The following is a 6,035-nucleotide window of genomic DNA, read 5'->3' on the forward strand; positions in this document are numbered from 1 at the left end:
CCAATCGATACAGTTCAATGACATGCCATCGAAAGGCACCTGTTTTGTACTTTTTCTTTAAATTAATAAAGCTGCTCACTTTCATAACTTTACACAATTTGTGTCAAGCTATTTCAGGGATATACAAGCTGTCGTCGAATGAATTTTATGATAACTAGGATGTGCGAAACATGTTAAAGTGTACCGAAATAAACTAGTGCTCAAATCGGTACACCTTCGCTTTACACTGACAAAATCAAGAAGTTATGGCTGTCGAAACAAGGATTTTGTGAGAATGAAATACAAGTAATAAAGTGTTATATGTGTGTCTATCAAAGTCGTGATTGACACATTTTTCCTAAAAGATAACCGTTTGATAAATAATTGATTAAAAGGTGCGTAGGAAAATGCACCTTTTGTTTTTTATGCCTGATAAGCACTACAATGCCATTACTTATATGATAAAAATAAGACACAAGCAGACTGGCGAAGAAAAGACAATGGAGCGGCGATCATGGGAGAATATGGATGAGTTTGAGAAGAGTTTGTGGGAAATTTTGGAAGATGGCGATCCGGTTATATGGATGGAATACAAAAAAGAGACGGGCGAGAAAATCAATCACGGAATAATCGGACGCGATCATATTATTCGCATGATGAAAATGCAAAACGACCTTTTCTATTACTACGAAGAAATACCTAAACCAATACCTCCAATGGAAGAGAAACCTCTATTTAATGTGCCTGCAACAGAGTGGGCGATCTTTAAAATTTGCGACCACTTTTTAACAAACACTCATTTAGCGAAAACCTATATCTCCGATGAGAATCTTCTTAATATGTTCAATATACATGTTACAGAGGAGGAGTTGGGGACAATCCAAGGCAAGATTAAATTACTTGACTTGTTTGATACTGTGGATTGGAGCTCAAAAGATGGGAATTCTTTAGGTATCAGAATGGCTAACGGCGGACTTGAGAAACTTCGGCAATACGGAGGGTATTTTAATTACATGAAGCGCATAGAGCTAAGTGTGCCAGAAATTATCGATCAAGTATTTGAAGCCCTTAAGGAACATAACACTATTCAGCTTGATAATTATTTACGAGACAATCATATTACGCACGACGGCAATATTATTTTCAAAGTCATACAAGGTATTAAATCGAGTGGGCTGGCTGATGTTGATGAAGTAAGAACCGATGCTTTTTATATTGCAACTATAACTATCAATGGAAAAGGATTAGACGAACTGGCCGATAAATCTTACTCTGATTACAAAGAAGAGCAACGACGGCAAAGATCGCAGCCGACAGGCATTCACATAGGCGGCAATGTTATAGGTTCGTCCGTTGGCCAGCAAGGCGATTTTAAACAAGAAAACAAGGAGAGCTTTAATACTAATCCTCCGACGACACCAAAGCAAGAGCCCGAGAAAAAGAAAAGTATTTGGGCATCTATTCCTGAATGGGCAAAGATTTTAGGAGGTGCAGGCGCTATTGCTGGCCTTATTAAAGTACTAATTGATTTATTCCATGAAAAGTAAGTCTACCAACCTGTCTTTTAATGATCGCATAGATATAATTTGCCAGTATTGTGTCAATCATAACTAGGGGTGACACATGATAACATTTTTAGGTTTTTCTTGCAACGAAAGAAAGATTTCAGCAAACTTGTACTGCTAATGTTGTGGCTTGAAGTGCGACAGTAGCACCATACGACAAATCACTGATTATCAATTTGAAATAGTATGGTGATGTTGCGTCCAATAAATAGTTGGGTGGCCCGTTCAAGCAGTGCTTCAAATTCGGAGTTTCGGGCGACAGGCAACACGTCCCGCAAGGCAGGAGAGTGTTCATTCAACTGTGTCAAAAATTTGTAACACATTGATTATCAATATGTATATTTTGTGAAAGCACAGTTCTGTGAAAACTCCCGAAATTTGATAAACTTACAAGCAAGTTCGATATTTAAAAATATATTTTTTTCACAAAAAATATATCAAATGTACTTAATTCAAGAAAACTTACATAGTTTACCTTTATGTTCCAATATGCGTTTTAAAAAAATTATACTAATTATTAAATTTATCCAATAAAATATATTTTGATAATTTTTTGATGGAATTCTTATATTTTTGTTTAGGTTTTTTTTTATGCTTAATTATAAGCATAGTATTTTATTTCGCTTATTTAAAACCTAAAATTGAATCGCTAAAGTATATAGATTCACAAATTGGTTTATTCAATTATAAGTATTTTCTTAAGGCTTTAAGTCAAATTAATTGTAAGTCAATTTTAATGATAATTGACATAGATGATTTTAAAAAATACAATTCGAAGTATAGTTATGACATAGGGGATAAGGTCATAATCAAAGTAAAAGATATAATAGTGTCAGTTGTAAAAGAATATGACGGTCAAACTTTTAGATATCGGAACGGTGATGAATTTATTGTATTGTTAAGTAAAATAAATGCAGACCATGAAATTCTTCGTCATATAATAAATTTAATAAAGATCAATGTGTCTGACATTAACATACGAGAAGTATCTACTTTAAGCTTTGGTATAACGTTTATTGATGGCAAATCAGATGTAAGCAAATCAATATTAAGGCTCGAATCTGCTTTGTTAACCGCTAAGACAGTAAAAAATTCGGCTTACTGCTTAAGCGAAGATTTTGAAGATTGGATATTTAATAACCCTATAAATAATGGAATTTAATACTGTGATTAACCTCATACATCATCCAAGAAATATTGGAATGATTACTAGATCTCATGTTGCTTTTGGAGGTGGAAAACTGATTTTTTTAGGGTATGAGAAACCGTGGGAGTTTTGTGATGAAGCATCTGCATATGCAACAAATCTACAGAATAAATGCTCTATTATGCATTTTATGACACTACAATCATTTGTTGACTGGTCAAAGGACAACGATTTTGTTAATTACGCAATCGAAATATCTGATAATTCAAAAAGTATCACTGGTTATAATTTTACCAGGAAATGTAATTTTATTTTTGGAAATGAATTTACTGGTCTTTCTCAAGAAATTTTGTCTACTTGCAGTGATACATTGGTAATACCACAATTTGGTTTGGTTGGCAGCCTTAACGTTGCAGTTGCTGCTTCTATTTCATTTTATGAATTTACGAGAGGACGTGGAAACATAGCAAATATAAATAACAATAAATTTATAGAATAATTTTATATTATATTTGTACCATTACTTAATTAAGTATAGAAAATTATTCATACTTCATCCTAAAACCTTCATAAAAATACAAATCTCTAAAATTACCAGTTTTTTCTTTATTAAAAGTTAAAACAATGCATATTCTAGAACTATTGGAATGATTTGCCCCTGACTTATGTGGGACAAATCCATCAAATAAAAGTATATCACCAGCGTTTTGAGTAATTTTCTCAAACTTCATAAATTTTAAATCTTTTTCAGGTATACTTCTATTTTCTACTTCAAACAACCCTATTTTATGCAAACCTCCAGCAATTTCTAGGCATCCATTTTGTTCATTAGAATCATCTAGACAAATAAAAGCGGTCACAATATTATCTACATATTTTTTAAATGACCCTTGCATGTCCTGATGCGGCGGAAATCCTTTACCACCTGGTAATTTTAGATTTACCTTATCAGTTAATAATGACACCTTTTCAGAGCATATATTTTCTATTATAAACTGTAGTTTGCTTATATCAAGTAGGTCTCCTATTTGATTATTAATATAGATGGGACTATATATTCTATGTAGCAATATTTCGTTTGATAATGTAGATTGGTCATAAAGACAATATTCAGGATGTGTAATAGCTATTTCTAAAATTTTTTCTTTTAAAATATGAACAACTTGATTTGGATAAAAATTTCTTAATAGAGAATAGCCTTTCTCTCGAAAGCTATCAATTGTCTCTATATTAATTTTTGGTGAACACATATGCCATTTGTTTATATTTTGGGTGTTCATTTATGCTCAATATTATTGAAGCAAGGAAAAATCTGTAATTTTTTCCGAATTTTTTACAAATTCTTCAATTTCGAACTTTAAGTTATTGTAAAATCCATCTTGATTTTTTTTACAAACTATACTATTCAGATCTATAGTTTTTCTTCTCATAAAATTTCTGTCCGCTGAAACGATATAATCCCCAAATCTGTATATGGATCGAGTAGGCATGTCTTCTGAAAAGTAAAGTTCTATTTTTATTTTATTTTCAGGTTCTCTTTTTAGTTCTGAAATTAGTTTATACCAACTATCAAGAGATCGTTTTATATTGGCAACACAATCAATTGGTTTAAGATTTATATTCTTTGCCAAAGGTTTTATATATAACGATTTATAGTTTAATAAAATCACGCGAATTTTGACGGCCTTTTTAGATATTCTTCTAATATTATCTCTATTATGTTCATTCCAAGTTGCCCCCCAACAATGAATTATATCAATCTCCGTTAATTCATCTTGTTGAAAATATTTGTCGTACATTTCTTGCAAAGATCTTGCATCGGTACATAGATGAATTACTCCAGACTTATTATACTCATTTTGTAACTCTTGTGTCATTGAGTTCTCTCTGACCCATCCCGTTCTAGGCCTGTGAGTAAAAGCTAGGTTCATGGCAACTGAAACTTTCTGTCCTAAATCAGATTGATCACTCCAATATTGAACCATACGACCACTTTCTACTTTCTTGATGAATGTTTTTAGCTTAGCTATTTTTTTTGCTTCATTATCTCTTTCATCAGGTGAAGTAGCTGCATCTCGATTTCTAATAAAAGCGTATATAGGGATTCCTGTTTTTAATGCATAATCAAATTCTTTCTCAGTATAGCTTATACCCTCTTTGGTCATGGATCCATACCTATGGCCAATTATCAAAATATAGTAGTCACTGCTACCGATAGTTTCCTGAATTGTCTCCCACTGTTCAGCATTGTCCGCGCTAAACATCTCCATGCCAATAGGAATGTGGTACATATTTAGGATAACCTTTGTTACTTCTTCACGGGCTTTCTGTAGATCAATATATGTTGAACTTATAAAAAGTTGGTATTTCTTTTTTGGACCAATCATATCTCTTATAAAAGTATTAAATGTGTTTCATACGTCTACTTACTTGAGCAATAGCGATTTGACTGTATAAATACTAATTTTTTAAATTGTATCATAAGCTCTTTAATAAAAGATTTGAGATGAGAAGTTATTTCCTTATTGAGGAGTAACCTAGTTTCTGACAAGGTATACTTCTTCTTTGTGAAAGAAATCTGCACTGGCTTATACCTGTTGCCAATAACACTTTACAGGTTTTGACGCCGAATCTCCGATAAGCTTCATCGGCAGTTATTTATAATTTGTCTATGGAACCCTAGCTTAGGCATTCAAAGATCAATAAATTGAGGTGGTCCATTTTAGACGGACAGTTTACTTTGCAGGATTAATAATTCATTTTGGTTGTAAATTTGTTCAAATTTTTCGGGACATTCATAACCTAAAGCCGAATGTCGGCGAATACGATTATAATACACTTCAATATAGTCAAACAGTTCTGTCTGAGCATCTTCCAAACTATCAAAGCTGCCTTTTTCTAACATCTCACGTTTAATCGTGGCCCAAAGAGATTCTGCATGCGCATTATCATAAACTGATTTCTTCCTTGACATACTTTGTCGAAAAAGGTACTTATCAAGTAATTTTCTGAACCTGTTTCCAAAATATTGTCCCCCTCTATCGGAATGTACAATTAATCCATGCGAAGGCTTATAACGGTCTACCGCATTTTGTAAAGCTTTCAATACCAACTCTTCACGCATATGGACATCCAGATTCCAACCTACAATTTTACGACTGTAGCGATCCATCCAAGCTGCTAAATAAGCCCATTTGCCATTTTCCATAGGGATGTAACGGGGCCGCCTTTAGATTTGTGTGATTGAACAAAACCAAGAAACTGGTAAGTTTACTTTTCAGTTGTTGAGCAGGATATAGGCACTTTAAGGGGCCGCATGGGTAGAACCCACCACGGGATTGAAG

Annotated in this window: 7 protein-coding genes; 3 read left to right on the forward strand and 4 right to left on the reverse strand. The window is 33.2% G+C overall.

The window, feature by feature from the left end; translation table 11 throughout:
* The first annotated feature begins 404 nt into the window (after positions 1–404).
* The gene (locus P1X15_RS32285; RefSeq protein WP_277342232.1) at positions 405–1,526 is read left to right on the forward strand and encodes a hypothetical protein; all 1,122 of its coding nucleotides are present in this window, start codon (positions 405–407) and stop codon (positions 1,524–1,526) included.
* 179 nt (positions 1,527–1,705) lie between these two features.
* On the opposite strand, the gene P1X15_RS32290 is transcribed toward P1X15_RS32285, so the two are convergent.
* A complete protein-coding gene (locus tag P1X15_RS32290) occupies positions 1,706–1,867 on the reverse strand; it encodes a hypothetical protein (protein ID WP_277342233.1) in 162 nt (53 codons plus the stop codon).
* Between the two features lie 233 nt (positions 1,868–2,100).
* Here P1X15_RS32290 and P1X15_RS32295 point away from each other — a divergent pair, with 233 nt between their 5' ends.
* The gene (locus P1X15_RS32295; RefSeq protein WP_277342234.1) at positions 2,101–2,706 is read left to right on the forward strand and encodes a GGDEF domain-containing protein; all 606 of its coding nucleotides are present in this window, start codon (positions 2,101–2,103) and stop codon (positions 2,704–2,706) included.
* The gene (locus P1X15_RS32300; protein WP_277342235.1) at positions 2,696–3,190 is read left to right on the forward strand and encodes a TrmH family RNA methyltransferase; all 495 of its coding nucleotides are present in this window, start codon (positions 2,696–2,698) and stop codon (positions 3,188–3,190) included. Before P1X15_RS32295 ends, P1X15_RS32300 begins: the two co-directional genes overlap by 11 nt.
* A 43-nt stretch (positions 3,191–3,233) precedes the next feature.
* On the opposite strand, the gene P1X15_RS32305 is transcribed toward P1X15_RS32300, so the two are convergent.
* The 3 genes from P1X15_RS32305 to P1X15_RS32315 form a co-directional block, all read right to left on the reverse strand.
* Positions 3,234–3,971, reverse strand: coding sequence for a phytanoyl-CoA dioxygenase family protein (locus P1X15_RS32305; RefSeq protein WP_277342236.1), 738 nt, complete (start codon positions 3,969–3,971; stop codon positions 3,234–3,236).
* Between the two features lie 12 nt (positions 3,972–3,983).
* Entirely contained in the window at positions 3,984–5,078 is a 1,095-nt protein-coding gene (locus P1X15_RS32310; protein WP_277342237.1) for a DUF4062 domain-containing protein, read from the reverse strand.
* A 335-nt stretch (positions 5,079–5,413) separates the two neighbouring features.
* Positions 5,414–5,899, reverse strand: a complete 486-nt coding sequence (locus P1X15_RS32315; RefSeq protein WP_277342238.1) for an IS3 family transposase — start codon at positions 5,897–5,899, stop codon at positions 5,414–5,416.
* Between the last annotated feature and the right edge of the window lie 136 nt (positions 5,900–6,035).

The organism is Runella sp. MFBS21 (assembly GCF_029433105.1).
In the GTDB taxonomy this organism is placed as follows: domain Bacteria; phylum Bacteroidota; class Bacteroidia; order Cytophagales; family Spirosomataceae; genus Runella.